30 protein-coding genes and 1 pseudogene are annotated in these 26,526 nt (G+C 59.7%); 15 read left to right on the forward strand and 16 right to left on the reverse strand.

Features of this window, described 5'->3' with window-relative positions:
* The first annotated feature begins 64 nt into the window (after positions 1–64).
* Positions 65–988: a phenylacetic acid degradation operon negative regulatory protein PaaX gene (gene paaX, locus ACF8GF_RS10660; RefSeq protein ID WP_176684212.1), complete on the forward strand. Its 924-nt coding sequence runs from the start codon at positions 65–67 to the stop codon at positions 986–988.
* Between the two features lie 59 nt (positions 989–1,047).
* On the opposite strand, the gene ACF8GF_RS10665 is transcribed toward paaX, so the two are convergent.
* Complete coding sequence (locus tag ACF8GF_RS10665) at positions 1,048–1,845, reverse strand: helix-turn-helix domain-containing protein (RefSeq protein WP_176684211.1); 798 nt, start codon at positions 1,843–1,845, stop codon at positions 1,048–1,050.
* 539 nt (positions 1,846–2,384) lie between these two features.
* Between ACF8GF_RS10665 and ACF8GF_RS10670 the strand changes: the two genes are divergently transcribed.
* Positions 2,385–3,311 (forward strand): universal stress protein, encoded by a 927-nt coding sequence (locus tag ACF8GF_RS10670; RefSeq protein ID WP_176684209.1) that lies wholly within the window; start codon positions 2,385–2,387, stop codon positions 3,309–3,311.
* Positions 3,312–3,340: 29 nt separating this feature from the next.
* On the opposite strand, the gene ACF8GF_RS10675 is transcribed toward ACF8GF_RS10670, so the two are convergent.
* Positions 3,341–3,889: a GNAT family N-acetyltransferase gene (locus ACF8GF_RS10675; protein WP_176684208.1), complete on the reverse strand. Its 549-nt coding sequence runs from the start codon at positions 3,887–3,889 to the stop codon at positions 3,341–3,343.
* A 182-nt stretch (positions 3,890–4,071) separates the two neighbouring features.
* Between ACF8GF_RS10675 and ACF8GF_RS10680 the strand changes: the two genes are divergently transcribed.
* The 3 genes from ACF8GF_RS10680 to ACF8GF_RS10690 all read left to right on the forward strand — a co-directional run bounded on the left by ACF8GF_RS10680 (position 4,072) and on the right by ACF8GF_RS10690 (position 7,075).
* Entirely contained in the window at positions 4,072–4,998 is a 927-nt protein-coding gene (locus tag ACF8GF_RS10680) for a universal stress protein (protein ID WP_392488597.1), read from the forward strand.
* Positions 4,989–6,356 (forward strand): MBL fold metallo-hydrolase RNA specificity domain-containing protein, encoded by a 1,368-nt coding sequence (locus ACF8GF_RS10685; protein ID WP_392488598.1) that lies wholly within the window; start codon positions 4,989–4,991, stop codon positions 6,354–6,356. The genes ACF8GF_RS10680 and ACF8GF_RS10685 overlap by 10 nt, the downstream gene beginning before the upstream one ends.
* 110 nt (positions 6,357–6,466) lie before the next feature.
* Positions 6,467–7,075, forward strand: coding sequence for a hypothetical protein (locus ACF8GF_RS10690; RefSeq protein WP_176684205.1), 609 nt, complete (start codon positions 6,467–6,469; stop codon positions 7,073–7,075).
* Between the two features lie 51 nt (positions 7,076–7,126).
* Here ACF8GF_RS10690 and ACF8GF_RS10695 read toward each other — a convergent pair whose 3' ends face one another.
* The gene (locus ACF8GF_RS10695; RefSeq protein ID WP_176684204.1) at positions 7,127–7,696 is read right to left on the reverse strand and encodes a GNAT family N-acetyltransferase; all 570 of its coding nucleotides are present in this window, start codon (positions 7,694–7,696) and stop codon (positions 7,127–7,129) included.
* Positions 7,697–7,948: 252 nt separating this feature from the next.
* Here ACF8GF_RS10695 and ACF8GF_RS10700 point away from each other — a divergent pair, with 252 nt between their 5' ends.
* Positions 7,949–8,509, forward strand: a complete 561-nt coding sequence (locus tag ACF8GF_RS10700; RefSeq protein ID WP_176684203.1) for an Hsp20/alpha crystallin family protein — start codon at positions 7,949–7,951, stop codon at positions 8,507–8,509.
* Between the two features lie 42 nt (positions 8,510–8,551).
* On the opposite strand, the gene ACF8GF_RS10705 is transcribed toward ACF8GF_RS10700, so the two are convergent.
* A complete protein-coding gene (locus ACF8GF_RS10705; protein ID WP_176684202.1) occupies positions 8,552–8,977 on the reverse strand; it encodes a potassium channel family protein in 426 nt (141 codons plus the stop codon).
* Between the two features lie 319 nt (positions 8,978–9,296).
* Between ACF8GF_RS10705 and ACF8GF_RS10710 the strand changes: the two genes are divergently transcribed.
* The 3 genes from ACF8GF_RS10710 (at position 9,297) to ACF8GF_RS10720 (ending at position 11,193) form a co-directional block, all read left to right on the forward strand.
* The gene (locus tag ACF8GF_RS10710) at positions 9,297–10,187 is read left to right on the forward strand and encodes a universal stress protein (protein ID WP_392488599.1); all 891 of its coding nucleotides are present in this window, start codon (positions 9,297–9,299) and stop codon (positions 10,185–10,187) included.
* 135 nt (positions 10,188–10,322) lie between these two features.
* Positions 10,323–10,760, forward strand: coding sequence for a YeeE/YedE family protein (locus tag ACF8GF_RS10715; RefSeq protein WP_176684200.1), 438 nt, complete (start codon positions 10,323–10,325; stop codon positions 10,758–10,760).
* A 1-nt stretch (position 10,761) separates the two neighbouring features.
* On the forward strand, positions 10,762–11,193 hold the full coding sequence (locus ACF8GF_RS10720; protein WP_176684199.1) for a DUF6691 family protein: 432 nt from the start codon (positions 10,762–10,764) through the stop codon (positions 11,191–11,193).
* Between the two features lie 1,174 nt (positions 11,194–12,367).
* Here ACF8GF_RS10720 and ACF8GF_RS10725 read toward each other — a convergent pair.
* From ACF8GF_RS10725 to ACF8GF_RS10755, 7 genes are all read right to left on the reverse strand, one after another.
* On the reverse strand, positions 12,368–13,273 hold the full coding sequence (locus ACF8GF_RS10725) for a glycine betaine ABC transporter substrate-binding protein (protein WP_370853131.1): 906 nt from the start codon (positions 13,271–13,273) through the stop codon (positions 12,368–12,370).
* Between the two features lie 13 nt (positions 13,274–13,286).
* Positions 13,287–13,613 carry a putative quinol monooxygenase gene (locus ACF8GF_RS10730; protein ID WP_176684198.1) on the reverse strand — a complete coding sequence of 109 codons (327 nt, stop codon included), beginning with the start codon at positions 13,611–13,613 and terminating at the stop codon, positions 13,287–13,289.
* Between the two features lie 284 nt (positions 13,614–13,897).
* On the reverse strand, positions 13,898–15,163 hold the full coding sequence (locus ACF8GF_RS10735) for a sugar MFS transporter (RefSeq protein ID WP_176684197.1): 1,266 nt from the start codon (positions 15,161–15,163) through the stop codon (positions 13,898–13,900).
* Positions 15,164–15,178: 15 nt separating this feature from the next.
* Positions 15,179–15,655, reverse strand: coding sequence for an Atu1372/SO_1960 family protein (locus tag ACF8GF_RS10740; protein ID WP_218115492.1), 477 nt, complete (start codon positions 15,653–15,655; stop codon positions 15,179–15,181).
* A gap of 119 nt (positions 15,656–15,774) precedes the next feature.
* A complete protein-coding gene (locus ACF8GF_RS10745) occupies positions 15,775–16,251 on the reverse strand; it encodes a VOC family protein (RefSeq protein ID WP_176684196.1) in 477 nt (158 codons plus the stop codon).
* A 213-nt stretch (positions 16,252–16,464) separates the two neighbouring features.
* Positions 16,465–17,562 (reverse strand): alkene reductase, encoded by a 1,098-nt coding sequence (locus ACF8GF_RS10750; protein WP_392488600.1) that lies wholly within the window; start codon positions 17,560–17,562, stop codon positions 16,465–16,467.
* A 13-nt stretch (positions 17,563–17,575) separates the two neighbouring features.
* Positions 17,576–17,995: a hypothetical protein gene (locus ACF8GF_RS10755; RefSeq protein WP_176684195.1), complete on the reverse strand. Its 420-nt coding sequence runs from the start codon at positions 17,993–17,995 to the stop codon at positions 17,576–17,578.
* 102 nt (positions 17,996–18,097) lie between these two features.
* Here ACF8GF_RS10755 and ACF8GF_RS10760 point away from each other — a divergent pair, with 102 nt between their 5' ends.
* Together ACF8GF_RS10760 and ACF8GF_RS10765 are read left to right on the forward strand one after the other, a co-directional pair.
* On the forward strand, positions 18,098–19,018 hold the full coding sequence (locus tag ACF8GF_RS10760; protein ID WP_176684194.1) for a LysR family transcriptional regulator: 921 nt from the start codon (positions 18,098–18,100) through the stop codon (positions 19,016–19,018).
* A gap of 12 nt (positions 19,019–19,030) precedes the next feature.
* A complete protein-coding gene (locus tag ACF8GF_RS10765) occupies positions 19,031–19,237 on the forward strand; it encodes a hypothetical protein (RefSeq protein WP_176684162.1) in 207 nt (68 codons plus the stop codon).
* 111 nt (positions 19,238–19,348) lie between these two features.
* On the opposite strand, the gene ACF8GF_RS10770 is transcribed toward ACF8GF_RS10765, so the two are convergent.
* Positions 19,349–20,332 carry a TerC family protein gene (locus tag ACF8GF_RS10770; protein WP_176684193.1) on the reverse strand — a complete coding sequence of 328 codons (984 nt, stop codon included), beginning with the start codon at positions 20,330–20,332 and terminating at the stop codon, positions 19,349–19,351.
* Between the two features lie 560 nt (positions 20,333–20,892).
* Here ACF8GF_RS10770 and ACF8GF_RS10775 point away from each other — a divergent pair.
* Both ACF8GF_RS10775 and ACF8GF_RS10780 read left to right on the forward strand, forming a co-directional pair.
* Positions 20,893–21,273, forward strand: a complete 381-nt coding sequence (locus ACF8GF_RS10775; RefSeq protein ID WP_339533469.1) for a termination factor Rho — start codon at positions 20,893–20,895, stop codon at positions 21,271–21,273.
* A gap of 2 nt (positions 21,274–21,275) precedes the next feature.
* Positions 21,276–21,383 (forward strand): annotated as a pseudogene (locus ACF8GF_RS10780) (hypothetical protein); the annotation flags it as partial.
* 103 nt (positions 21,384–21,486) lie between these two features.
* Here ACF8GF_RS10780 and dksA read toward each other — a convergent pair.
* From dksA to hisI, 3 genes are read right to left on the reverse strand one after another with little or no spacing between them, the layout of a single operon-like run.
* Positions 21,487–21,891 (reverse strand): RNA polymerase-binding protein DksA, encoded by a 405-nt coding sequence (gene dksA / locus ACF8GF_RS10785; RefSeq protein WP_064493495.1) that lies wholly within the window; start codon positions 21,889–21,891, stop codon positions 21,487–21,489.
* 36 nt (positions 21,892–21,927) lie between these two features.
* Complete coding sequence (locus tag ACF8GF_RS10790) at positions 21,928–23,274, reverse strand: dihydroorotase (RefSeq protein ID WP_392488601.1); 1,347 nt, start codon at positions 23,272–23,274, stop codon at positions 21,928–21,930.
* Positions 23,271–23,684 (reverse strand): phosphoribosyl-AMP cyclohydrolase, encoded by a 414-nt coding sequence (gene hisI, locus ACF8GF_RS10795; protein WP_392488602.1) that lies wholly within the window; start codon positions 23,682–23,684, stop codon positions 23,271–23,273. Before hisI ends, ACF8GF_RS10790 begins: the two co-directional genes overlap by 4 nt.
* A 97-nt stretch (positions 23,685–23,781) precedes the next feature.
* Here hisI and ACF8GF_RS10800 point away from each other — a divergent pair, with 97 nt between their 5' ends.
* Entirely contained in the window at positions 23,782–24,216 is a 435-nt protein-coding gene (locus ACF8GF_RS10800; protein ID WP_392488603.1) for a DUF4440 domain-containing protein, read from the forward strand.
* Positions 24,213–25,232 carry a porphobilinogen synthase gene (hemB, locus tag ACF8GF_RS10805; RefSeq protein ID WP_392519742.1) on the forward strand — a complete coding sequence of 340 codons (1,020 nt, stop codon included), beginning with the start codon at positions 24,213–24,215 and terminating at the stop codon, positions 25,230–25,232. Before ACF8GF_RS10800 ends, hemB begins: the two co-directional genes overlap by 4 nt.
* Before the next feature lie 58 nt (positions 25,233–25,290).
* Here the strand turns inward: hemB and ACF8GF_RS10810 are convergent, their stop codons facing one another.
* Positions 25,291–26,508 (reverse strand): S-(hydroxymethyl)glutathione dehydrogenase/class III alcohol dehydrogenase, encoded by a 1,218-nt coding sequence (locus tag ACF8GF_RS10810; protein ID WP_176684187.1) that lies wholly within the window; start codon positions 26,506–26,508, stop codon positions 25,291–25,293.
* Positions 26,509–26,526 lie beyond the last annotated feature (18 nt).

A 26,526-nucleotide genomic window follows, 5' to 3' on the forward strand; every position in this document is an offset into this window, starting at 1 on the left:
ACGCAATGGCCAGGCGGCCCGCCGCACAGGTATAGTCGGTGCTTTATCCGCGCACAGTTCGCCCATGAGCAATCTCGCCCCACTGAACCACTTGATTACCCGCTTTCAGGAGCAGACGCCAATCCGCGCCAGTTCCCTGATCATCACGTTGTACGGCGATGCCATCGAGCCGCACGGCGGTACAGTCTGGCTCGGTAGCCTGATCAACCTGCTGGAGCCGATCGGCATCAATGAACGGTTGATCCGCACGTCGATCTTTCGCCTGACCAAAGAAGGTTGGCTCACTGCAGAAAAGGTTGGGCGACGCAGTTATTACAGCCTGACCGGCACTGGCCGTCGGCGTTTCGAAAAAGCCTTCAAGCGCGTCTACAGCCCGAGCCAGCCGGCCTGGGACGGGGCCTGGACGCTGGTGTTGCTGTCGCAACTCGAGACGGGTAAACGCAAGGCGGTGCGTGAAGAACTGGAGTGGCAGGGGTTTGGCGTCATGGCACCGAACCTGCTGGGCTGCCCACGGGCAGATCGTGCCGACCTGGCGGCCACGTTGCGTGATCTTGAAGCCAGCGACGACAGCATCGTCTTCGAAACCCACACCCAAGAGGTACTCGCGTCCAAGGCCATGCGCGCCCAGGTGCGGGAAAGCTGGCGTATCGACGAACTGGGGCAGCAATACAGCGAGTTCATCCAGCTGTTCAGGCCGCTGTGGCAAGGTTTGAAAGAGCAGCCGTTGCTCGATGCTCAAGATTGCTTCCTGGCACGCACGCTGCTGATTCACGAGTACCGCCGCCTGCTGCTGCGCGACCCGCAACTACCCGACGAGCTACTGCCAGGGGACTGGGAGGGAAGGGCCGCGCGACAGTTGTGCCGCAACCTCTATCGACTGGTGTTTGCCAAGGCCGAAGAATGGTTGAATGCAGCGCTGGAGACAGCAGATGGCCCATTGCCGGACGTGAGCGAGGGTTTCTACAAGCGTTTTGGCGGGTTGGCTTGAAAGGAATGCTCGCGTCACAGCGTCGTGGCCAACATCTACGGCGTCCGAGCAGGGTGCCTTCAGGGGCCCTTGACCTCACATTCACCGCCGCCCTGTTCCAGTGCCATGAGTGCAGGCATATCGAGAATTTCTACCAACCTGCCATGCAGGTCGACGAGACCCAGCGCCCGCAGGTGGGCGATGGATCGGCATACGGTTTCCAGGCGTAATCCCAGGTACGACGCCATGTCTTCTCGGGACATCCGCAACATGAAGCCATGGGCAGAATAACCGCGGCTGACGAAGCGCCTGGAGAGCCCTACCAGGAAGCTGGCCAGCCGCTGTTCTGCAGTAAGGTTGCACAGCATCAGCACACGCCCGTGCTCACGCACGATCTCCCGGCTCATCAAGCGATTGAGGCTTTGCTGCAGGACCGGAAAGTCACGCGCCAGGGTTTGCAAGCGGCGATAGGGGACGGGACAGACTTCGCTGTCTTCCAGAGCAATGGCGTCGCAGACATGGTGCTCTGTGGCAATGGCATCGAGGCCCAGTACATCGCCCGGCATCCAGAAGTTGATCACCACGCCTTGCCCCTCGGCGGTGTTCAGGCTGGTCTTGAAACTGCCGCAGCGGACGGCATAGAGCATGGTCAGCGGATCGTTGGCATTGAACAGCGCGGCGCCCTTGCGAATGCGAAGGCGTGGGCCTATCAACGCGCCCAGGCAGCTGTCGTCGTCAACCGGCAGGCCGGTGGGGAGGCACAGGCCGCTGACCCGGCAATCCCTGCAGTGGTTCGCCAGCGGTTTCAGGTGAATAGGGTTTGCCTTGGACGACTCGTTGGGCGAGTCGAGCCGTGTGACCTTCAGCTGGCCAGGCATCTCAGGCCTCCTTTGCACTTCGGAGGCCGCTTTGGGCCCCAGTGCCGTTACGCGCACCGTGCCCGGTGGCAACCCCGGTATGGGGCGACCAATCGGCCAGCATGTCACGCGAGTGGGGGGCATTGAGGCGGATTGTAAGTCGCTCGACAAACCGCTCGGCTTCGGCAGCCGTACTGAAACTCACCCGCCAGTGATCCATGCGCACCCAACAGCGTCCCTGCACAGTGTTCTTCTCGACGTAAACGTTCATCAGAGCCTCCAAAGCATGTATCGGTAGACAATGCAGAATGAAGGCGTCCCTGCCGGCAGCGCAGGTGAAGCTCAGGGCGTTATCACCATGGCACGCCTGCGGCGCCTGAAGTGAATGTTGGTATGGGTACAGGGTGCGCCTGCGAAGTGTCGAGACATTGATCCGCGTCAAGTTGTTGCGCCATGGGCAATGCCGTTTGTCAGAAGGTGCCTCCAGTTGATAAACATCAAATTCGCAAGACCTGGGTGGCAGATGCTTGAGCTACGTATCGCAACCTCAGAGGTGTGCCATGGAAACTCCGCAAAGACTGCTGCTGATCGCCTCCCCCCTGATGCGCCGAACCCCGGTCTATGACCGGGCTGCTGCGTTGGCCAAGGCCAAGGGGATGGCGCTGCACATCGTGGCTTTCGACTACGTGGAAGGGCTTGCCACGGCGGGCCTGGTGAATGACCAGGCGCTGGCAGTCATGCGCGAGGGTTACGTGCAGCAGCACCGTGAATGGCTGGAAACCCAGGCGACATCGATGCGGCGCAGTGGTGTCATCGTCACAACCGAGGTGGTGTGGGTACAGCAACCCTTGAACGAGATCCTGGTGCACTTGCGTGAGCAGCCGTTCGCCATGCTGATCAAGGCGTTCGAGCATGAGCCCTGGTGGATGCGCGCAATGTTCACCTCGCTGGATATCCAGTTGCTGCGTGAAACGCGAACCCCCTTGCACTTGGTACACAAGGCCAGCCACGCGTTGCCACGCAGGATTCTTGCGGCGGTGGACCTGTCCAGGCCTGAGGATCAGTTCGAAGGTTTCAACGACCAGATCATCAGCGAAGCGCTGAAACTGACATTGCAGTGCAATGCACAGATCGAGTTGCTGTATGCCTACGACTTGGGTTCCATGTACCTGGATGCAGGCGGCAGCCGGGAACATTCGTTCCTGTTCGATTCGAACCACGCCCGGACCTTGCATGACGCTCAGAGTGCTGCCTTCCAGGAGCTTGCCGAACGCAACGGGATCGCCGTCGAACACCGCCACATGCGCATAGGCGACCCGGCAAAGGCCTTGGCGATATTCATGGATAACAATGATATCGACGTGCTGGTCATGGGCAGTTATCACCACCATGGCATCGGCTGGTTCATCGGCAGTACTGCCGAGCGGGTTTTGCATCGGTTGTCCAGCAGCGTGCTGGTGATTTCTCCAGAGCGCTCCCAAGGCTGAAGCACAAGGCCCGCAAGGGCCTTGTCTTTTCAAGGCTGCAGGTCAAGTTCGTGCAGGATCTCGCTCACATCCCCGCCAGGGTAGCGTGAGGTGAAGCCTAGTGCCTTGACCAGCCGGTGCATGCCATAATTGCTGGCCAGATCCCGGGAAACCATGCACTGAAAGCCATTGCGTCGTGCGGCTGCAATCAGGTGCTGCATCAGGCGCTTGCCCAACCCTTTGCGCTGCCAGTCTTCGCTGACCGCCACTGCGCATTCGCAACATTGGCTGCCAGGTAGGCCTGCATAACGGCTGACGCCGATCTGTTGCAATTTACCGTCCACATGAGCCAAGGCGACGTAGGCCATGCGCTGCTGATAGTCCACGGGCATGCATTGCGTGTCCAGGCTGGGCAAGCCGCCGCTGAGTCCGGCAATGAAACGAAAACGCCGTGATTCATAAGTGATTGTGCTCAGAAAACGCTTGTCCCGTTCGTGGTCCTCCTCGCGTAAGGGGCGGATCAGCACCGCCGAACCGTCCTCGAGGTTTTCGACCCAGTGTTCGCAGGTCTGTGGCTGTGCTGTTTGCTGCCCGTTCATGACGCCTCCCGTTACCCGATCATTGCCTGGTGCAGCCGTTTTAACGTGACGGGCCGGTTAGGTTCTGACAATCATCAAGTTCAGGCTGGGTAGCAGTTTTCTGATCTGCATCAAGCAACATCGATCCTGCGCGCGGAACATCGTCAGCATCACATCCACTGACGTAAGCGCGGAGGTTCACCATGGGGCAATATCGACAATTGCTGGTGCTGCTGAGCGAGGTCGATCCGCATTCCGCCGCTTTGCGCCGAGCCCTTGCCTTGGCGCAAGTCAGCGGTGCCAGCGTGCATGTGCTGGGCCTGTTCGAGCCGAGCGAGGAGCACCTTCTGCGCGAAGAGCGGCTGAACGAGGCCGATATCAAGCGCCAGTACCAGCATTATCGCGTTCAGTTGACGGGATTGGTCCAACGGCATCGGGGCAGCGGTACGACGCTGACGGTCGACAGCCTGAATGCGGAGGATATCCGCAGCCAGGCGATCGATTACATCAGTGAACTGCAGCCGGATATGGTCATCAAGGACAGCGAAGCCGCGTCGGCCCTGATGCGCATGTTCGGCACCCCACTGGATTGTGCGCTGATGCGAGGTTTCAAAGGCGTCAGCCATTTCGTGCCGGCGGCGGCCACTTCATTGCCGCGGCGTGTGCTGGTCGCCGTGGATACTGCGTTCAGCGAGACGCCTGCCGTCCAGGCGTGCTTCAATCGTGGACTGATTCGTGCTGGCCAGGCGCTGGCGTTACAGTGTGACGCGCACCTGCATCTGCTATCGGCCTACAACCTGGCAGGGGTATTTGCCTCGGACATGAATGTCACCCAGGCGTGGATCGACGAGATGCGCGAGGCACTGCAGGAGCCTTTCGAAGCGCTGGCCGATGCCGAAGGCGTCGCGCCGGACCGCCGACATTTCATGGAAGGAGGCCCGGTACAGGTGATCCGTGAACAGGTCGCAGCACTGGACATCGACGCGGTGGTGATGGGCGTGGTACAGCCCAAGGGCCTGGACAAACTGTTGGGTGACACCACCGAGCGTATCGTCAGCCGCCCACCGTGCAGTGTGCTCGCCGTTCATCCCCAAATAGCCGAAAGTTGGGAGCCTTGGCCATGCAACTGACTTTTCTTGGCGGCACCGGGACCGTGACCGGCAGCAAATTCCTGTTGACCCGTGACAGCACGCGGGTATTGGTCGACTGCGGACTCTTCCAGGGGTTCAAGCAACTGCGCCTGCGCAACTGGCAGCCACTGCCCCCGGCGCTGCGTGCGCTCGATGCGGTGGTGCTGACCCATGCCCACCTTGACCACAGTGGTTATCTACCGGTGCTGGTTCGGGAAGGCTACCGCGGGCCGATCTACGCCACGCCGGCGACTTGCGCCCTGGCGGAAATCCTCTTGCTCGACAGTGCGCGGCTGCAGGAAGAGCAGGCCGACCATGCCAATCGCCACGGTTACTCCAAGCATGCACCGGCGCAACCGCTCTATACCGAGCAGGATGCCAAAAGGGTCCTGGCACTGTTTCATCCCGTAGAGTTGCACCAGGTGACCCTGATTGCCGAGGGCATGGAGCTGCTATTGCGTACCGCCGGACATATTCTGGGGGCAGCCACGGTCCAGATCAGCGCCGAAGGGCAGACCGTGCTGTTTTCGGGTGACCTCGGCCGCCCTCAGGATCCGATCATGCGTGCGCCTGAACTGGTCAGGACGACGGACGTGCTGTTGATCGAGTCTACCTATGGGGATCGCCAGCATCCGGCCGAATCGACCGAACAGTACCTGGCCAAGGTCATCAACGAAACGCTCCTGCGCCACGGCATTACCCTCGTGCCCTCGTTCGCTGTCGGCCGTGCCCAACTGCTCATGTACTACCTGTACACGCTCAAGCGCGACCGGCTGATCCCTGATATCCCGGTCTACCTGAACAGCCCGATGGCCACCGATGCCACTGTCCTGTACCAGCAGTACCGCAGTGAACACCGGCTGACAGCAGCCGAGTGCGCCGCCATGTGCAGGGGCACGCACATCGTCCGCACGGTCGACGAGTCCAGGCACCTGGACCAGCTGCGCGAGCCCGCAGTGATCATCGCCGCCAGTGGTATGGCGACCGGTGGACGGGTGCTTCACCACCTCAAGGCGCTGGCCCCCAACCCACGCAACAGCATTCTGTTCTCGGGCTTTCAAGCCGGGGGGACGCGGGGTGCCGATATCGTCGCGGGCGCCCACAGCGTGCGGTTGCACGGCGAGGACGTGCCCATCCGTGCACAGGTGCATGCGATGGAGAATCTTTCTGCGCACGCCGATGCTGATGAAATCATGGAATGGTTACGCGGGTTCACCCGGCCACCGCGTCAGACCTATGTCATTCATGGCGAGCCACACGCAGCCGACACCTTGCGGCGGCGGATCAGCCTCGAACTCGGCTGGCAGGTGTGCGTGCCTGAGCATCAGGAAACGGTTGCCATCGACCCTGTGCGCTAGGGGCTGTTTCCAACGCAGCATCAACGAGTATCAAGGCTTTTCATACAGAGCCTGGGGTGGCGCGGGAGGTATTCATGAACACACAAGCAAGGGCAAGACTCAGAGCCTGGATGCATCGTCCAAAGGGCAGCCTGGGTTGGATCGTGGCGATTCTGGTCTTGCTACTCGCCGCATCGGCCTACCACGGGCTGAGCCCGACCTGGCGCCTGCCCATGCACGATCCGGCCGTGATACTGGCCTTGCTGGCCCTGAGTGTGGCGCTAGGCTGGGCGGTGCAGCGAGGCGTGAAGCGCACTGTCGGCAGGGCCATTTTCAACGGCCAGGAGGCAGGCTGGCAGGCCAGGCTGGCGTTCCTTCGCTCGGTGGCCCGGGAGTCGAACATCCTGCTGGTGGTGCTGTTGTGCCTGGGGCTGCTGGGCACAGGCGCCTTGTGGTTGGCAGGACGCTCGGTGACGCAGATCGTGGCGAACTGCGAAGCCAACCTGCAGGCTCAAGTGGACGTACCCGAAGATGAAAAACTCACCGCACTGGTCGGCAAACCGGTGTGCACGTGCCTGGCGCAGACCTTCATGGAGCGCAACGGGGTGCTGCGCATGGCTTTGCTCGAAACGCCCATGCAGGAGGTGAGCGGCTTGAAGGTACTCACACCCGATGATGAGCAGCGCTGCCTCAAACAGTTCGACCTGCTGCCCGAGGAGCCTCAGGCAACCATGCCTTGAATAAGATGCTGGCCGCCGCGTCAGGACCGGTCATGGCGCGGCGGCTTCGGTTCAGCTCAGTACAAGCCGATGGATTACCTGGCTCGGATCATCAGGGTCGGTGGTCGTGGTAAATCCTGCTGCCTTGGCCATGTCACGCATTGCCTGGTTGGCGGCGAAATCGATCGAATACATCTGCCGAAAACCTTTTGCCCGCGCATGATCAGTCAGGTGCTTGAGCAGCAAACGGCCGAGACCATGGTGTTGCCAGCTGTCGAGAACCGTGACCGCGCATTCGCATTCATCCTTGGCATCACAAGCGGCGTAACGGGAAATGCCCACTTCTTGCAGTTCGCCGTCGACATGCGCGAGGGCGACGAAGGCCGCTTGTCGGTCCTGATCGACCGCCATCAACTGGTCGAGCATGGCTTCACCGGGCTCCTTGATCTGGCACAGGAAGCGAAAGTGCCGTGATTCAGGTGACAACCGTTCGATGAAGGCCCTTTCGCGCTGCCTGTCCTTGGCTTGCAACGGCCTGATCAGTACATGGGTGCCATTGTCCAGAGCATCGATCCAATGCTCGCCGGATGGCACCGGAAACGCGGTGGGGGCAGGTTGAGGGGAGGGGTTGACTGGAGCCATGGCGGTATCCTCACACGTCTGGAATGAACAGTGGAGATACAGTTTCGTCGCATGGCCTTGCACCGACTTGATAGTTGTCAATTGCACGGCTACCAGCCCATTAGGCGGCAGTCTCACCGGCCGTTGATCAGGAGCAAAAGGGGCAGGCAAAGGTTGCCGCAGGCAGGTTGATAAAGGTCAAGCGTGGGGTTAGCTGCAGGCTCAAGATCAAGGCGTCTCCCAGCGAGGCATAACTCATTCGAGGAGGTCGCCATGTCCGAAGCAGCCAAGAAAGTACCTGATACTCCCACAGCCGCCCAGCCTGCCAAGGCTTCGCCGCCCAGCGCCGAAACATCGGATCAGTGGCGGCCATTCCAGCAGTTACGGCGCCAGATCGACAGCCTGTTCGAGGATTTCGGGCGCCGGCCTTTACGCACACCGTTCAGCCACACGCCGTTTGACGTAGAGCCGTTCTGGCGTCGCGACCTTTTCAGCCATGGCATGCCGGCGATGGATATCAGCGAACTGGCCGATGAATTTCGCATCAGTGCCGAATTGCCAGGCGTGGACGACAAGGACATCGAAATCAAGCTGGTCAATGGGAATGTGGTGATTCGCGGAGAGAAGCAGGAAGAACGCGACGAAAAGCGCAAGGAGTATCACCTGTCAGAACGGCACTACGGCAGCTTCGAGCGGGTTTTCCAATTGCCCCGCGAAGTCGATGCTGAAAAAATCAATGCAGAGTTCGCCAACGGTGTACTGCGGGTACATCTGCCAAAGCGTGCCGAAGCCATTCACCCGGAAAAAGTGATTCCGATCAAGAGTAGCGAGTGAACGACGTTCGGGAACGCTTCAGGAGCAAGGACGCTCCGGCTTCTATTTGGCTTTCCAGTACTTCTGCATTTCCAGGAAGAGAAACGAAGCGGTCCAGGTGATCAGCACCAGGCCAGTCAATGCCTGCAGGCCAGTAAGGTATTTGAGGTGCCCGTCAGGGGTGATGTCGCCGAAACCAATGGTGGTATAGGTGGTGAAGGAAAAGTACACGCAGTCCAGGAAACTCCCGTCGAAATTGCCGCTGAGCGTGCCCCAGCCGTCGGCATGGGCCATCAGGTAATACACCAGGGCAAAGCACCAGACCTCAAGCGCATGGGCCAGCAGTGCGCCGAACACGCCCGCTACGATGCGAAACCGGCTCCAGAGCTTGAGGCGGGGTAGCCAGTCATTCAGGCGCAGCAGGCATTCGTAGTGAATGATCACCACCAGTATCACGACCAGCATGTTGATCAGCGTGACAGTGAACATCGCGAAGGTACTCTTGCCCTGTGTGGCGGTTCATTTCAAGTTGTCGACCAACGCATGGATGGTAGCTCATTGGCCTGCGGCAGTAACGGCGGGAACGCTTCGAGCCAGATCGCGCGCATCAATCCTTGGCAAACCCGAGCCACGATGCGCGCCTGGAGTCGGTAGAGGACAGTGATGGCCGCCCCGATGACGGCGCATCGGTTCAGCCGTAAAGTGGCGCTATGGCGCCTGGGGGCCTTGATATTTATCAAGAACGAACCAGCGCCGGCTTCGATAATGACAATCGCATACACCCCAAACGCCGCGCTGGGAGGTGCCCATGACGCCGTATCGCCGGATTCTGCTCATCATGACCGAGGCCCAAGCCAATACAGCGCTGTCCTGGGCCATGGCATTGTCTGCGGCGTCGGGTGCAAGTTTACAAGTACTGGGCATCCATGAGTCGGGTGAACTGCGCCTGCGTCATGAATTGCAGGAGGACCCGGTACCTTCGGTCTCATTCGAGCACTTCAGCACCGAACTCAAAGCGCTGCTCGATGAGCAGCAGTTCGTGGGGGCTCGGCCAGGTTTCGAGGCCGTAGAAGCCTCCAATCCGCGTGATCAACTGCCAGCCTGCATTGCCCGCTACGCACCTGACCTGGTGATCAAGGACTGCCCGGGCCACTCCCTGCTCGAGCAGATCGCCCGGACCTCGCTAGACCAAGCGTTGCTGCATGGGTGCGAGACGCCGTTGTTGTTCGTGCCGGCGAATGCCCCAGCCACCCCCCGCAACATTCTGGTCGCAGTGGATGTCGCCAACCCGTCGCCACACAAGGATGCCCTCAACCATGCCCTGATCGCGGCAGGTCAGCAACTGGCTGCTCAATGCAAGGGCCAGTTGCACCTGCTCTCGGCTTACGACCTGCCCATCGCCATGCTGGCCAACCCTGACCTTGCCGGCCCCTGGGCGAACCAGTTACGTGAGTCACTGCAGTTGCCTTTCGATGCGTTGGCCGATGCACATGGCGTTGCCCACACGCACCGGTATTTCAGCGAAGGCGCGCCCCTGCGCGTGATCAAGACCTACATCGCCACGCTGAAGATCGATGCAGTGGTTGTCGGCGTCGTGCAGGCCAGGCATTGGGCCAAGGTGATCGGCGATACCACCGAGCGGCTTCTCAGCCATGCGCCGTGCAGCATCCTGACGATCAGGTCTGCGCCGGTCAGCTGACTTTATTGTTTCGCTTCTATCGTTTCTGCAGCAGGCTTGGACGCGGGCACCGCATGCTGGGAAGTGTCATGAGGTCGCTCTCTAGCGTTAAGATGGAATCTGTTTTTGTCTCTAATACGACAATGGAGCGCTGAGATGTTTGTTGATATGGCTGCCTTCACGCCGTGGTCGGCGTTGGCAGGCGGGGCACTGATCGGTTTGGCCGCTGGGCTGTTCGCCGTTGCGAACGGGCGCATCGCGGGCATCAGCGGTTTGCTCGGTTCTCTGCTGCAAAGTGGCGGGGAAGGGCGGGGCGAAAAAGTGTGCTTCTTGTTGGGACTCATTGCCGCGCCACTTTTATGGCAACTGTTCTCGGCAATGCCTCCGGTTCATTTCAGTATGGCGCCTTGGCTGCTTATGGTCGCGGGAGTTCTGGTAGGCCTCGGTACTCGCTATGGCGGTGGCTGCACCAGTGGCCATGGCGTTTGTGGCCTGTCACGCCTGTCGCCCCGTTCGGCAGTGGCGACACTGTGCTTCATGGCCGCCGGCTTTGCCACGGTCTTCGTGGTCAGGCATCTTTTTTCAGGAGCGTGAAATGAAGCGGATCAGTGGCTTCATTGCAGGGTTGCTATTCGGCATGGGGATATTGCTATCCGGCATGGCAAACCCCGCCAAGGTGTTAGGGTTTCTCGACATTGCCGGGCAGTGGGACCCGTCGCTGGCACTGGTCATGGTGGGTGCGATAGGTGCCGCACTGTTGCCTATGACCTGGGCGCGGCGTCACACCACGGCTGCGCTGGGAGGTAAGATACAGCTGCCTGCCAGGCGTGACATCGACCGTCGACTTGTCGGTGGGAGCCTGGTCTTTGGCATAGGCTGGGGGCTGGCCGGCGTTTGTCCGGGGCCGGCGTTGGTGTTGCTCGCCGGGGGGTACTGGCAAGCCTGGCTGTTCGTGATCGCGATGCTCGTCGGTATGGGATTGTTCAATGTTGCGGAAAACTTTCGCAGTCGTCAGGGCAGGGTTTGACGATACACAACGAAGTTTTGATCGAACTGATCACCCGGCACTTACTGAGTGTAACTCTACTAAATGAATATTTAGCATAGTTATAATTGAACACCATCATTTAAAGGGCAGGGTACTTTATCTTTTCCAAGGTTTGAAGCCTCTTACGTATGCCTCATTTCAGGAGAAATCACTGAGTGCCGCCCCCTCAGAGAGCCCGTAATGCTCGTACGACGCTGCGACACAGTGCAGAAAGGCGTGATCTGGTCATCTTGATGTGTAGCCCTGGGGAGCTTCGTACCAGTGCTCGATATTTGGAAAATGCGTGGGCTGAGTACGATTTACGTCGTACAGCAACGAGCTCGTGATGCTTTGCATATCACCAGATAATGAAGGGTATTGGCGTGAGGATAAGGCTATGAATGATGCTCCTTGCAATGAGGCACTGAGCCAGAAAATAGCTCTAGCAAGGGATCTTCGCCGCCAGCATTCAAGGAACCTGAGCGCGGCCAAGGCGGTGCTCGTTACGGCCTCATAAATGCTATCGGCATGTGTCGCTGATCTGCCATGACGGCGGCAGTTCTGTCAGCTATGGATGACAGACCGATAAATCTACAAGCACGGCGATCACACTGGGCCGCAGCATGACGTCATTGCGCCTCTAAACCAGATGCTTCGATTTCCTCCCAACACTGAAGGTTTGAACAGCGATATTTGGCCGCTCGATCAGCAAGTTCACTCGAGCAGAACGATAACCTGATTTCACAACGCCATAGCAGGATTTGATCTTGGGTATATTTCACCTGTCGCCGATCCGGCGTAGTCACTGGAAGTCAAATCCCGAAGACATCCCGAGCGTTCAGAGCTGAGTTTGTTGTAACGTAGCTCATCGTAGTCGCTGTCCGATTGCATGACGCTGTGATCGTTTATGATCAGGGTGACCATGCTGAGGTCGCTGTCCTGGCTTCAAATCTGTCCATCCACGGCCCAGATAGCCCTGCATGAAGTTGCCCATAATGCATATTATGTTAAATCATGGTCTTTGATGAATCCGCCTTGTTTATTTGTCTTCGGGAATGTCCCCATCCAACATCCTCAATCCCCTGTATTCCGGGTGCTTCAGCACACCAGGCGCAACGCTGGGCACGATACTCCACCAGCTTGCAACATCGCGCCCAACGGGTGGTCCGTACACTCAGGTCACAGGGCGCAACCACGAAGCCAACACCTGTGGGTGTTTCTCGAACCATGCGCGCGCTGCCTCGTCAGGGCTCACGCCGCTACGGTTGATGGCATGGTCAAGCTCGGCCACGATGATGTTGTCCAGGCGGATGTTGTCGAGCACCTGCAGCTGTGCGGCACTGAAACCCGATAGCCGGTCATCCCGTGCAAGCAATACGGCCCGGTCAACACTACCCAGCAAGCCCTTGGGGTCCTCGAGCTCGCGGATCCGATAGCTGTGATGCAGGAACTGCGGGTGCCAGAGCGGCACTATTCCCCACTTGCCCTCACGCACCAGTTGCTCATAGGCGGTGACGCATTGTTCCTGGGTCCCGGTACGGAAACTGTACCCAGCACCCACCAGGTCATAGTCGACCATCATTTTCAGTGAAAAGCGGGTAATGCCGGCACCCGCCCCTATACCTTGAATCTGTTTGAACATGCGTGCGCTGACGCTGGGGTCAAGGAGGTCCTCCACCGACGCGACCATCGATTCCGGTACATAATCGGGAACCCCCCATAATGCATAGGGCGTGTAATGCAGCCCCAGTTCTTGGGTCGCTACCTGCTCTTCCACTTGTGCCTTGTAAAGTCCATGGCTTGAAGGTATCCACGCCGACGCGAGCATGTCGATCACGCCTTCGCGCAGACGCTCGAAGTTACGCTCGTGAGGCGCGCTGGAACGCTCTACCACGAAACCCATGCGTTGCAACACCAAAGCCACGACCGCTGCTGTTGCATGGTGAAATGACAAGTCGGTTACGCCGAGCCTGACCATGTTTGCCCCTCTCTCTTGCATGCGCCCATGCGCCAATGCCGTTGGCAGCAATGCCACAGTGGCTAGGGCCTGGATGAATTGCCTGCGCTTGACCGGTCGCATTGCCTGCCTCCCCTCAGGGATGGGGTGCAACGGCAGACGAAACCGGATCAAGGAAGATCAATTGCAAGGGCTCCGCCAATAACTGGTTGGCCTGCTCGGCAAAACGCTGGAAGTGTGCAGTGGCCAAGTGCGTGTCCAGGGCCTGCTGGTGGTCGAACGCTTCGCGCATGTAGAACGTCCCGGGCTCGTCGCTGCGTTCGAACAGCATGTAGTCGCGGTTACCGGACTCCGCTCGGGTTGGCTCAATCAAGGCCAGCAAAGCCGCTTTCAGTGCCGGTGCCTGGCCTTGCCTGGCCTTGAGGATGGCAAGGGAAAATAGGGGTTGATCCTGTCGGTTCATATCGTGCTCCTGTTCGGTTGTCCAAGGCAGGCGTGGTAAGGCATGCCTCGAGGTATGTTTCAGTATCTCCGGGCTGCTCACCCGGAGTAACCTGGACTGCGCATCAACACTTTCACGGCTGCAGTGAAAATACCCATCACATCTGTGTCGAGTGCCGATTGCTGGCATAGCGCTAGAGCAATTCGGGCTCCCTGGCCATCAACAAGTGCTCAATGGGTCGGTGCCGGCGCCGCATCAATCTTCAGACACATCAAGGCATAGGATGGAAGTCGCTGGAGCGCCCTTCAGTGCGGCGCCTCGAGCAGGTCCGGTCGATATCCGCCGCTTCGACGGGTGTACACCCACAAGACGGCAAAGGCGATGACCAACGAGCCCGGCAACCACGCGACCAGCAACAAGGCACTGGCAGTCGTGTAGCGGTCCATCAACGAGCCGATTGCCGGTACAGCCACCATGACCGATAGCATGCCGGCGCCCCCCATCAAGTTGATCAACAGTGCCCCGCCCCGGGGTAGCAACTCGCTGGTGATCGCAAGCATGGTGGGCCAGAAGAACGTCTTGCCGATCCCGAACACCGTGACGCACAGCAACGCGGCTGCACCGGCCCAGTGGCCCGACAGGCCGCCCTGCCCCGTCATCCCCAGCCCCAGCAAGCCTGACAATGCCAGTACAGCGCTGAACGTGAGCACGGCAAAAGGGGAAAAGCGCGAGAAGACCCAGCTCGACGCATACTGGCGCAGGATGAACATCAAGCCTGCGGTATAGACCAGCAGCAAAATGCTGTTGCTACCCAGCTGAGGCAACAGGTCGGCCATAATCTTTGCGAACCATTGGTCCGGCGCCAGTTCGGTTGCCGCCGTCACCCACATCAACAGCATGAGTACGATAAACAGTGGGCGCTTCATCTGGGCGAACATGACACTGCTCGATACCCTGGCACTGACCCGTTCGGTACTGGGATAACGCAAGGGAATGACCAGCATCAGATAACCAAGTACAGGCAGGCCCACAACCGCCAGCTTGGCCTGCCATGGCAGCTCGAGTAGCCCCAATGCCCAGGCGGTCAAACCACCGACGATCAGGCCCATCGGCCACCACGCATGGAGCCGGGTGAGCATGCGGCGCTTGTCATTTTTGAACAGTGTTGCGACCAGCGGGTTGGTCACACCCTCGACAATGCCTTGGGAAATACCGGTTAGCAGGAAGCCGAGATAAAGCACGGTGGTGCCCGTGGCCGCGAAGACATCGTCGATCGGTTGCCCGCTGCGGTTGGCCGGCGCCAATAGAATCATCGCGATACCCATGAGGTAGCCCAGCCCCGATACGATGTGCAGGTATTTCATGCCAACCCAGTCAACGATCAAGGCACAGGCAATGATACCCAGGGTGAAACCCCAGAACACCGATGAGATGGTCAAGCCGATCATCGCGTTGGATAAGTGGTAATCGTCGCCGATCGATTGCAGAACGTCCGCACGGATGGAAAAGATCATCGAGGTCACCAACAGCGACAGGCAACTGGCGAAGAACAGTTTGTTGGCCTGGATCATGATCATGGCTCCCTTTCACTGGGCATCGATTTCAGCGAACAGGTACACCAGGCAGAAGCCGTCCATGGGCATCACCGGGTTGGACCAGATCATGCGTGTGTGACGGGCTCGCTCGTTGAAGACCCTCACCAACAAGTCCGAAGCACCATCCAGCGCCTTGGGATGATCGTAGAAGTCCTCGGCCACATTGAGCACGCCTTCGAGCCTGTAAATCTGACGGATCCGGCTCAATTCACCCACCGCATCCTTGAGCTGGGCGATCGCGTTCAATGCCGCCAAGTGGCAGGCCGCATAGCCTTGGCCGAGGTCGAGATCGCGCCCCAAGCGGCCACGGTACTGCAATTGCCCATCGATCCAGGGAAACTGTCCGGACGTCATCAGAGTATTGCCGACGATACTCCAGGGTACATAGTTGCCCAGTGCCGGTGCCGGGCTGGGCAAAGTCAGGCCAGCAGCTTGCAGGCGCGATTCAGGTGTGTCGAGCATGATCATGGTGAGGTCCTTGTGCTGTTGTTATTGTCAAGCACGCGCAGGGCGCGCCTGGACGCTATACCGAGGAAAACTCAAGCAGGAGGCAGGTAGGCCGCAGATCCTTGTCGCACCAACGGTGGTCAATCCGGGCTGACGGTGTGAGGCGTTTCTATCTCAAGGTGCGACATGCTCTGGCCAACGATTCGACGACCCGGCACGTAGTCGAAGATCATCTCGATGGTTATGCCGTTAGGGTCCTCGAGAAACAGTTGGTGTTCGCCTATTTGTGGAATGACGCGTTCACGAAACGCAATACCCATGGATTGCAATCGTGACTGGACTTGCTCCAATCCATCGCAACGCAGCGACACATGATCGAGCGAACCCGATCCATATCCGCCTGGCTTGTCGCCGAGGTACATCTGCAGTTCCTTTGGGTCGCCCTGGACACTGGCGATGTGCAACAGCGGCTGGTCGCCGGCATACATCCAATACCCAGGGAAAAGAAACCCCGGTCGTGGACCCGGCGTCAGGCCGATGACGTGCTCGAAGAACGCTGCGGTTTCGACCCAGAGCGGGGTGCGGATGGTGAAATGGTCAAGTTTGTGGACGCCCATGAAGTCCTCCAGATAGGGGGTAATGCCAATAAGCGAGCCGTCGGAAAACGCGGCTCATCGCGCCAGAACATCGAGTTGTAAACCGACAAGGCGCTTATCGAGTCTGGCGTGCCCGGCGCCCGAGATTGATCGACCCTGGTCATGAATACTTCCATGGCCAGGGTGAAAATGAGCCGCCTCGTCGCCCCGGGCACCTTGGTTCAGCCGTTCACGTTATTGATATTCCGGATAGTCGCTGTAACCCACCTCGTCACCGCCGAACAGTCGGCTGCCCTCGAACTCGGCCAGGGGCCAGTCATGCTGGAGCCGCGCGGGAAAGTCCGGGTTGGCGACGAAGGGACGGCCGAAGGCAACCAGGTCCACCAGGCCGGCGTCGAGCAGCGCCTGGCCGCGCGCCAAGGTATAGCGCCCGGCCACGATGATCGCGCCGCTGAACTCACGGCGCAGTTGATACCGGAAGGGTTCGGGAATCTGCGGTGCATCGTCCCAATCCGCCTCGGCCAGGTGCAGATAGGCAACACCCAGGGCGTCGAGCGACTGGGCGGCCTGGAGGATGGTCGGGATCACGTCCGGGCAGTTCATGCCACGGGCGGTGATATAGGGGGCCAGGCGTACACCAGTGCGTTGCGCGCCGATCTCCCCCGCGACCGCGCGCGTGACGTCGATCAGGAATCGGATACGGTTTTCGCGGCTGCCGCCGTACTCGTCATCGCGCAGGTTCGAGGTGGTGCGCAGGAACTGGTCGATCAGGTAGCCGTTGCCTGCGTGGATCTCGACCCCATCGAACCCCGCTTCGCGCGCATACCGGGCGGCCAGGCGGTAATCCTCAATCACCGCCAGGATATCCTCCTTGCTCAGGACGCGTGGCTCGCTGACATCGACCATCCGCCCTACCCCATCTTCACCGACCACCCATACCTGCGCGTCGGCACGCAGCGCCGAAGGCGCCACCGGCTGGCGATCGGCGTGGAAGCTGGCGTGGGACATCCGGCCTACATGCCACAACTGCAGGAACATACGCCCACCCTTGGCATGCACGGCGTCGGTAACCTGCCGCCAGCCTGCCACTTGCTCGGCGCTGTAGATGCCCGGTGTGAAGCTATAGCCCTTGCCCTGAGGGCTGATCTGCGTCGCCTCGCTGATTATGAGCCCGGCGCTGGCGCGTTGGGCGTAATAATGCGCCATCATCGCATTGGCCACGTCTCCGGGCTGTGTGCTGCGTGAGCGGGTCATTGGTGCCATGACGATGCGGTTGGGCAGCGTGAGGGGGCCGAGTTCGTATGGAGTGAAGAGTTTCAGCGGGCTGGACATGGGTGGCTCCTGGTTAGACGGGGGCTTGACTGTTGTGCTGGTAGTCATGGGTAAAATCGATCGGGTCTTCACCGAGAGGGCAATCGAGTTCGAGGATGAACTCATCGGTCAGGCTGATGAATATCTGGCAGGTCCGCTGCTCGGGCATGATGGCGACCTGGTGAGGCAGCTCGCTGGCCTTGACCTGCTTCATCACCACCGCTGCCGGTTGACACGTGCTCAAGGCCAGGTGACTGAAGCGGGTCGCCTCGAGCCCGTCGCATTGCAGCAGGTGCGCCAGGGCATGGTCGTCCTGATACAGCCATTGGCCTGGAAACGGGAACGGTGGCCGCGGGCCGGATTGCACCCCAAGCAAGGTCTGCAGCGACGCGGGCAAGTGGTCATCGGCGCCGATGTTGAAGGCTATGTGGTCGAATTTGAAATCGAGAGACATGGGCGATACCTAGTCGTGCTCTATCGGTGCCTACATGATCATTTATTGGAAATGTGCGATAAATACCGCCGTTGGCACATGACTTATAAGGAAAACTTACAAATGCAGGGTCTGGCTGAGTTGAAAGTGCTGGTTAAAGCCGCCGAAGTTGGCAGCCTCTCGGCCGCAGCGCGTGAACTGGATATCAGCCCCGCGGCAGCCAGCCTCGCGCTCAAGCGCCTGGAGTCGCGCCTTGGGGTTCGCCTGTTCGCCCGCTCGACGCGACAGCAACGCCTGACGCCGGAGGGTGAGCGCTATCTGGAGGCGGCGAGGAATGCCCTGGCCGTATTGGACGAGGGTGAACGGGCGGTTCGCGGGGCCGGGCATGGACTGGCCGGCGTGTTGCAGCTGGCGGCACCTTCGGACTTTGGCCGTAGTGTGCTGCTGGGTTGGCTGGATGAATTGCGCGCCTCGCACCCACACCTGCAATTGCATCTGTTGCTCAACGACCGCCCCAACAACCTGTTCGGCGAGCCGGTGGATGTCGCACTGCGCTTCGGCGTACCGGTCGATTCCACCCTGGTGGCTCTGCCGGTGCTGGAGGCGCATTATCGGGTCGCCTGCGCCAGCCCCGCCTACCTTGCCCGCCAGGGTGAACCAACCTCGCCCCAGGCACTGGCCGAGCACTCTGCAATTGTCTACCAGCGCCAGGGGCGTCCCTACGATAACTGGCGTTTCAGGCGTGGTGACGAGGTCTGCGAGGTCAAGGTCCGCGGTGACTATCGCAGCGACGACGGCGAAGTTGCCAGGCGCTGGGCGCTCGCCGGGCACGGGGTCGTGTACAAGGCATGGCTCGATGTCGCTACGGATGTGCGCGCCGGCCGGTTACGTGCCTTGTTCGCCGACTGGCAGGGAGAGCCTGCGCCGGTCTACCTGATGTGCCCGCACAGGGTTCAGGTCAGTGAGCGGGTCAGGGTCCTCCAGGTCTTTCTACGCGAACGCTGCGCGTCGTTGGCCGGTACGCAGGACATCTGCGTCATCTGAATGGTTGGCTGCATGTCGATCAAGTCTGAACAGGTGTCGTCACGATGCCCCACTAAGCCATACACCCTGCTGGCATTCGATGACGATCCGCAATCGCTGGTAATTCTGCCGAAGATCCTCACGGCCGAGTACGAGGTCCTTCTGGCCAAGAGCGTGGCCGATGTAACGGAGGTCGCTCAGCTGTTGCATGATGCGCAACGAATGCCGCGCGACTCATGAGATGGAAAATCTACGCTTTGCTTCTTCGCACGGGCTGCGCCACACCCAGCCACCTTTGATGCCATGCTTGCGGTGCTTGTCCTTGATCTGCCGTTCAGCTGTCCGAATTATTCAATGAGCGTTAGCCGACGCTCGGGTTTTCCAAAGCGAAAGCAACACGCCACCAATCAGCAGGCCGATTGTAACGCCCAACGATATTTCGGCTGGCACTTTACCCACAACGTCATGAAGGAAGATTTTTGCGCCAATAAAGACAAGCACCAGAGCCAGCGCATACTTAAGGTAAACAAAGCGACTGATCATGGCAGCCAGTGCAAAATAGAGCGCTCGCAAGCCGAGAATAGCAAAGATGTTCGACGTATAAACGATGAACGGATCCTGTGTAATGGCAAAAATCGCAGGCACGCTATCAACAGCAAACACCAAATCTGCACACTCAATCAAAATAAGTGCAAGGAAGAGCGGTGTCACCCATAGAATTCTTTTCCCTGACGCGTCAGGTACGCGAACCATAAAACGTTGACCGTGCAATTCTTTGGTGATGCGTAGGTGGGTGCGCAGGTAGTTGACGAAACGGTTGTTTTCCAAGTCAGGCGCATGATCGACACGAGCGAAGAGCATTTTTACCCCGGTGAACACCAGGAAAGCGCCGAAACAGTAAAGTATCCAACTGAACTGGGCGATGAGCGCAGCCCCAAGGCCGATCATGATAGCCCTCAAGACGATGACCCCCATGATCCCCCAAAACAACACTCGGTGCTGGAACTCCCGAGGAATGGCCAGGAAACTGAATATCAGGGCAATCACGAAAACGTTATCCATTGACAGGGATTTTTCAATCAAGAAACCCGTCACATAGTCCATGCTGGCATCGCTGCCTTTCTGGAAGTACACCCAGACCGCGAACAGAAGGCCCATACTGATGTAGCCCGCAGACAGCAACAAGCTCTCTTTGACTCCAATCTCCCGATTCCCGCGATGCAGCACACCTAAATCAAGCGCCAATAGTGTTAGCACAACAGCGAAAAAGGAAAGCCAAAGCCAGAGGTCAGTACCAAGAACGTCTTGGTAGAGATACGCACTAAGGGCAGACATGAGCCCCTCCTTTATAGTCGTAGTTGAACAACTATGACTCCGACATGGCGGTATAACCGTCAGAGGGGCCCGGCGTCACGAAGAAAGAATTTATCGGGCGCGAGTAGGCTGCAAGTAGAAAACATTTACAAATTTTGTCCATGACAAGCTAAAACGCTTGCATTGGAAAACTGACTTCGCACACCTGATTGCACCAGCCTCATGGGTGCCCCGCACGTTATCAACGCCTTCATTGGAGCAATGCGCCGCTCGCTCGCGTCGACCTGATGCAGCGCCTTCCGTCGCTCAGAAGGCACCCTCCCACGCACGCCAGGCCGAACATAAGGTGAACAATCCATGGGTACGGGTGATGGCGGTACTGACGACAATGGGACGGACAATACCGGAGGTGACGGTACCGACAGCGGCTCGGGAACCGGCAGTCATGGCTCTGGTAGTAGCGACACAGACGCGGGTGGTGGCAGTGGCTCAGCCGGAAACGGATCACCCTTCCATCACCGGGTGCGTCAGTTCTGCCCTGGTCTTCAACCGTTCATGCCACCCACGCAGGAGGAAATACCATGCCACGCGGGGACAAAGACAAGTACACGGACAAGCAGAAACGCAAGGCCGAACACATCGAGCAATCTTACGAGGACAAGGGCGTGGGCAAGGATGAAGCCGAAGCACGCGCCTGGGCCACCGTCAACAAACAATCCGGTGGTGGTGAAAAACACGCAGGCTCGGGAAGCAGGACACCGTCGCACGTGAAGAAGACCGCACGCTCGGATTCGGCCAAGCGCGCCGCTGAAACTCGCCAGGGGCATTCGCGGACATCTCACGCGTCGCTGGAATCGCAGAGCAAAGAGAGCCTCATGAAAGAGGCACGCAGCAAAGACATCAAGGGCCGCTCGACCATGACCAAGGCCCAGTTGATTGAAGCCCTGCAAAAACACGGGTGACCGGCGGTATCGGCGTCGTCGGGGTGGCAGCCGCGGTGGCCAACGCGGTCTACCATGCCACGGGCAAGCGTGTGAGGGAGTTTCCGGTCACGCTCGACAAGGTGCTGTGACTGGGCGGGGGCAAGCCCCCACCCACATGCCAGGGACGCTGGAGTCGCGAGCGGCAGCACATCTCGGCGTGGCTGATAACAGCTGGGCTAGCGATTGGCCCCCTCAATCGTCGCGCATATGCCGCTCATTGCGTTCCTGGCGTTCTTTCGCCTCCACGCACAGGGTGGCGGTTGGCCTGAGCAGCAACCGCTTGAGACCAATCGGTTCGCCAGTTTCCTTGCACCAGCCATACTCGCCACGGGCAACGCGTTCCAGGGCCTCGTCGATCTTGTCCAGCAGTTTTTTCTCCCGCTCCAGCAGCCTCAATTGCCATTGACGATGCTCCTCCGCCGTGCCGATATCGGAGGGATCACTGGTGGGCTCGAAGTCGCGGATCGCTTCGAATTCTTCAGCGATGCGTTGCTGAAGCTCATTGCGCTGGGCAAGCAGCAGCTCACGGAAGAACCTTTGCTGGGCAGCGTCCATGTAGGCGTCTTCCGGTTGGGATAGTAGCTCTTGTTCGGTCATTGCAGGTGCGCTCAGGTCAATGAGAAGAAATGGCGGTCAACCGCGTCGTGCGTTGAACGCCAGCGGCAAGCCTTGGCAGCCCTCGACCAGCCGGCCTTCATGCCAGGCCAGTTGCCCGGAGACCAGTGTCGTGGCCACTCGGTGATGAAAACGATGGTGCACGAACGGCGTCCACTGACAGTGCGCCAGAACCGGATCGAGGCTGACAGCGCGGGGCTCGGGCAGACGCTCGATCAGCGTCATGTCCGCCCAGTAGCCCTCACGCAGGTAACCGCGTTCCAAAATGGCGAACAGATCCGCGACGGCGTGGCTGGTCTTGCGCACCAGTTGGGCAACTGTCAGCACGCCCTCCTCCACCAGTTCGAAGAGCGCCGGAAGTGCGTGCTGTACCAACGGCAAACCTGATGGCGCCGAGGCATAAGGGCGTTGTTTTTCCGCCAAGGTGTGGGGTGCGTGATCGGTACCGATGACGTCGATGCGGTCGCACAGCAGGGCCTGACGCAGCGCGTCCCGGTCTTCCCGGGTTTTGATGGCAGGGTTGCATTTGATCAGGTGGCCCAAGCTGGCATAGTCACGGTCATCGAACAGCAGATGGTGCGCGCACACTTCAGCGGTGATCTGCTTGCCCTGCACCGGCCCAGGCTGGAACAACTTCAGCTCTTGGGCGGTGGTCAGGTGCAGCACATGCAACCGTGTGCCGAACTGCTTGGCAAGCTTCACCGCCAGGCTCGAAGAGCGCAGGCAGGCATCGGCATCCCGAATGATCGGGTGCATGGCCGGCGGAATGAAATCGCCGTAGCGCTCACGTATGCGCGCTTCGTTGGCCAGGATCGACGGGGAATGCTCGCAGTGTGCCAGGAGGATGGTCGGCACGCTGGCGAACAGCCGTTCCAGCACCCTGGGGTCGTCCACCAGCATGTCGCCGGTGGAGGCACCCATGAACACTTTCACTCCCGCCACCTCACGTGGGTCGAGGGCCGCCACGGTATCGAGGTTGTCCTTGCTCACGCCAAAATGAAAACCGTAGTTGGCAACCGAGGTGGCGGCGGCGCGGGCTTTCTTGTCGTGCAGAGCGGCAAGATCCAGCGTGGCCGGGTTGGTGTTGGGCATGTCCATGAAGCTGGTGATACCGCCCGCCACTGCTGCGCGCGACTCACTGGCCATGGTGCCCTTGTGCGCAGCGCCAGGCTCACGAAAATGCACCTGGTCGTCGATCATGCCGGGGAGCAACCATTGGCCACGGGCGTCGATTTCGATCGGCGCATTGACGCCCGTGATGCTGCGGGCGATTTTTTCGATACGGCCATGGGCGATCAGGACATCGGCCTCCTGTAGGGTACCTTCGTTGACCAGGCGGGCATTGCGAATGATGATCCGGCTCATACGCCCACCTCGGCCGGATTACCCGTCACCACTACCTGATCACCCTGGATCGCGTTGTAGAAACAGCTGCGACGCCCCGTGTGACAGGCGGCCCCCTGCTGATCTACCAACACCAACAACGCGTCACCATCGCAGTCCAGCCGCACGTCATGGACATGCTGAACATGCCCTGAGGCTTCGCCTTTGCGCCACAAGCGCGCACGGCTACGCGACCAGTAGCAGGCCCGCCGGGTCTCGAGGGTTTCCAGCAACGCCTCTTCATTCATCCAGGCCAGCATCAGCACCTCGCCGCTGTCATGCTGCTGAGTGATGGCGGGGATCAGCCCCTGGGGGCTCCAGGGTATGTGGCGAAGCACATCGGTCAAGGCAAAGCGGCTATCCGCTGCTGCCTGCTCAAGGGTAAGGAACATGATTTGCGACCTGCCATAATTGTTATGTTATAACACTGTTAACTTAGCAGATTACGCCCCTACTGTTCATCTTTTCGACTCGCGCAGGTACAACGCCATGACTGAAACACGCCCCGCCCCTTCCATCGAAACCTACGCCGACACCGAACTGGCATGCCTGGCAGGTGCCAAAGCAGCGCTCTACCATTGGGCCGCTACCGTGGCTACCCGTGATGTGGATCAGGTACTGGCGCTGTATGCGCCGGATGCGATCCTGGTACCGACCCTGTCCAACCAAGTGCGTGACTGCGATGACAGCCGTCGCAACTATTTCGAAAATTTCCTCGCCAACGACGGGCTGGTCTGTGACATCCAGTTGTTCAAAAAACGCGTCAGCCGCAAGCTGGGCACCGTGGTGGTCGGCGGCCAGTACACCTTTGTCTACCGCGAAGACGGCGAGCAACGGGTAGTGCCAGCGCGCTTTTTGTTCACCTTCGAACGAATCGAGCAGCAGTGGCTGATCACCGGCCACCATTCCTCCATCGAAGCATGAAAGCCGTGGCCCACTTCCCGAACTCAACGGGCTCTTTCCCGGCCACGCGCCTGCGCCGTAACCGCGCTGACGAATGGACGCGGCGTCTGGTCGCTGAAAACAGCCTGTCTTGCGATGACCTGATCTGGCCGGTCTTTCTCAAGGAAGGCTCAGGTACACACGAGGCGATCACTGCCATGCCGGGCCAGGTACGGGTGAGCCTGAGCGAATTGCCGGATCACGTAGGTCGGGCGGTCGAGCTGGGCATTCCGGCCATTGCCCTGTTTCCCGCTACCCCGGCGCAGCGCAAGGACAGTGAGGGCAGCCATGCCCTCGACGCGGAAAACCTGATCTGCCGCGCCGCCAGGTTGCTCAAGGCCACATTCCCCAACCTTGGCTTGATCGGCGACGTCGCCCTGGACCCCTACACCGACCATGGTCACGACGGCGTGCTGCGCCAAGGCCGCGTGGCCAACGACGAAACCTTGCAAGTGCTGGCGGCCCAAGCCGTGGTCCAGGCCCAGGCCGGCATCGACACCTTGGCACCCTCGGACATGATGGACGGGCGCATCGGCGCGCTCAGGTCCGCACTGGACCTGGCCGGTTTCAACGAGGTGCGGCTGATGTCCTACGCCGCCAAGTACGCGTCCGGCTTCTACGGCCCGTTCCGCAACGCGCTGGGCTCGGCGGCCACGCTCAAAGGCGACAAGCGCACGTACCAGATGGACCCGGCCAACAGCGACGAAGCCCTGCGCGAAGTAGCGCTGGACCTGCAAGAAGGCGCCGACATGGTGATGGTCAAGCCCGGCATGCCCTACCTGGACATCATTCAAAGGGTCAAGGCAACCTTTGCCGTACCGACATTCGCCTACCAGGTCAGCGGTGAATACTCGATGCTCAAGGCAGCGATCAATCAGGGCTGGCTGGATCCGGACACGGTCATCCTGGAGGCATTGATGGCGTTCAAACGTGCGGGGTGCAACGGCATCCTGACTTACTTCGCTCTGGAGGCCGCCACGCGGCTGAAACGGGGTTGAGTGGCCTTGGCGGACGCATTCACGCCGATGGTGTGAATGCGTCCGCCCGTTCAGATTTTCATGTCAAAGGGGTGGGAGCCGGGCGCTCGGGTGCTGGTTTTGCAATCACGCGCCCGTCGCGGTCAAGGATCACCCCAGGCAAATCGTGGCTTAGGGTCTCGCGCTCCCGATAATGAATGACCGAGCGAATCGCTTCGCCGCGCTTGAGTAGATCGAACGCATGATTCAACGATTCGTGATCCATGTTATGAGTGATGTAGGGGTCGACATTGATTTCCCCACGCAACCACTCGTCCACCATCCCCGGCAACTCGGAACGCCCCAGCACCCCGCCGAACGCGCTGCCTTTCCAGACGCGACCGGTAACCAGCTGGAAAGGCCGCGTGGCGATCTCCTCCCCGCCCCCTGCCACGCCGATGATGATGCTTTCGCCCCACCCTTTGTGGCAGCACTCAAGGGCTGCACGCATCAATTCCACATTACCGACGCATTCGAACGAGAAATCCACACCGCCGTTGGTCATATCGATGATCACGTTCTGCAGCGGCTCGCGAAAATCCCTTGGGTTGACGCACTCGGTCGCCCCCAGGGAAAGGGCCAACGGAAACTTATTCGGGTTGACGTCGATCCCGATGATCCGCCCCGCCCCCTGTAACACCGCGCCCTGAATGACCGCCATGCCGACGGCGCCCAGCCCGAATACCGCGACCGTGTCACCGGGCCGCACCTTGGCGGTATTGCGCACCGCACCGATCCCGGTAGGAATCGCACAGCCCATGATCGAGGCCTTGGCCAGTGGTGCCGCAGGGTCGATCTTGGCCACGGCGATTTCCGGCAGGACCGTGTATTCGCTGAATGTGGAAGTGCCCATGTAATGAAAGATCGTGCGGCCCTTGTAGGAGAAACGGCTGGTGCCATCGGGCATCAGCCCTTCCCCCTGGGTTTTGCGGATGGTCTGGCAAAGGTTGGTCTTGCCGGACTTGATGAATGGGCAGTTCGGATCCTCCGGCGTATACAGCGGGATCACGTGATCGCCTGGTTTGACAGTGGTGACACCCCGCCCCACGTCCTCGACGATTCCGACGCCTTCATGCCCCAGAATGCACGGGAACTTCCCTTCCGGGTCCCGACCGGACAGGGTGAATACATCGGTGTGGCAAAGGCTCGTGGTGACGATGCGAACCAGCACCTCTCCCTCTTTCGGTCCCTGCAAGTCGATCTCTTCGAACTCAAGAGGTTGATTGGGCCCCCAGGCGATAGCTGCGCGTGTTTTCATGTGCCTCTCCATGTAATG

Origin of the sequence: Pseudomonas sp. yb_5 (assembly GCF_043103865.1) — a bacterium.
Taxonomy (GTDB): Bacteria; Pseudomonadota; Gammaproteobacteria; order Pseudomonadales; family Pseudomonadaceae; genus Aquipseudomonas; species Aquipseudomonas putida_Y.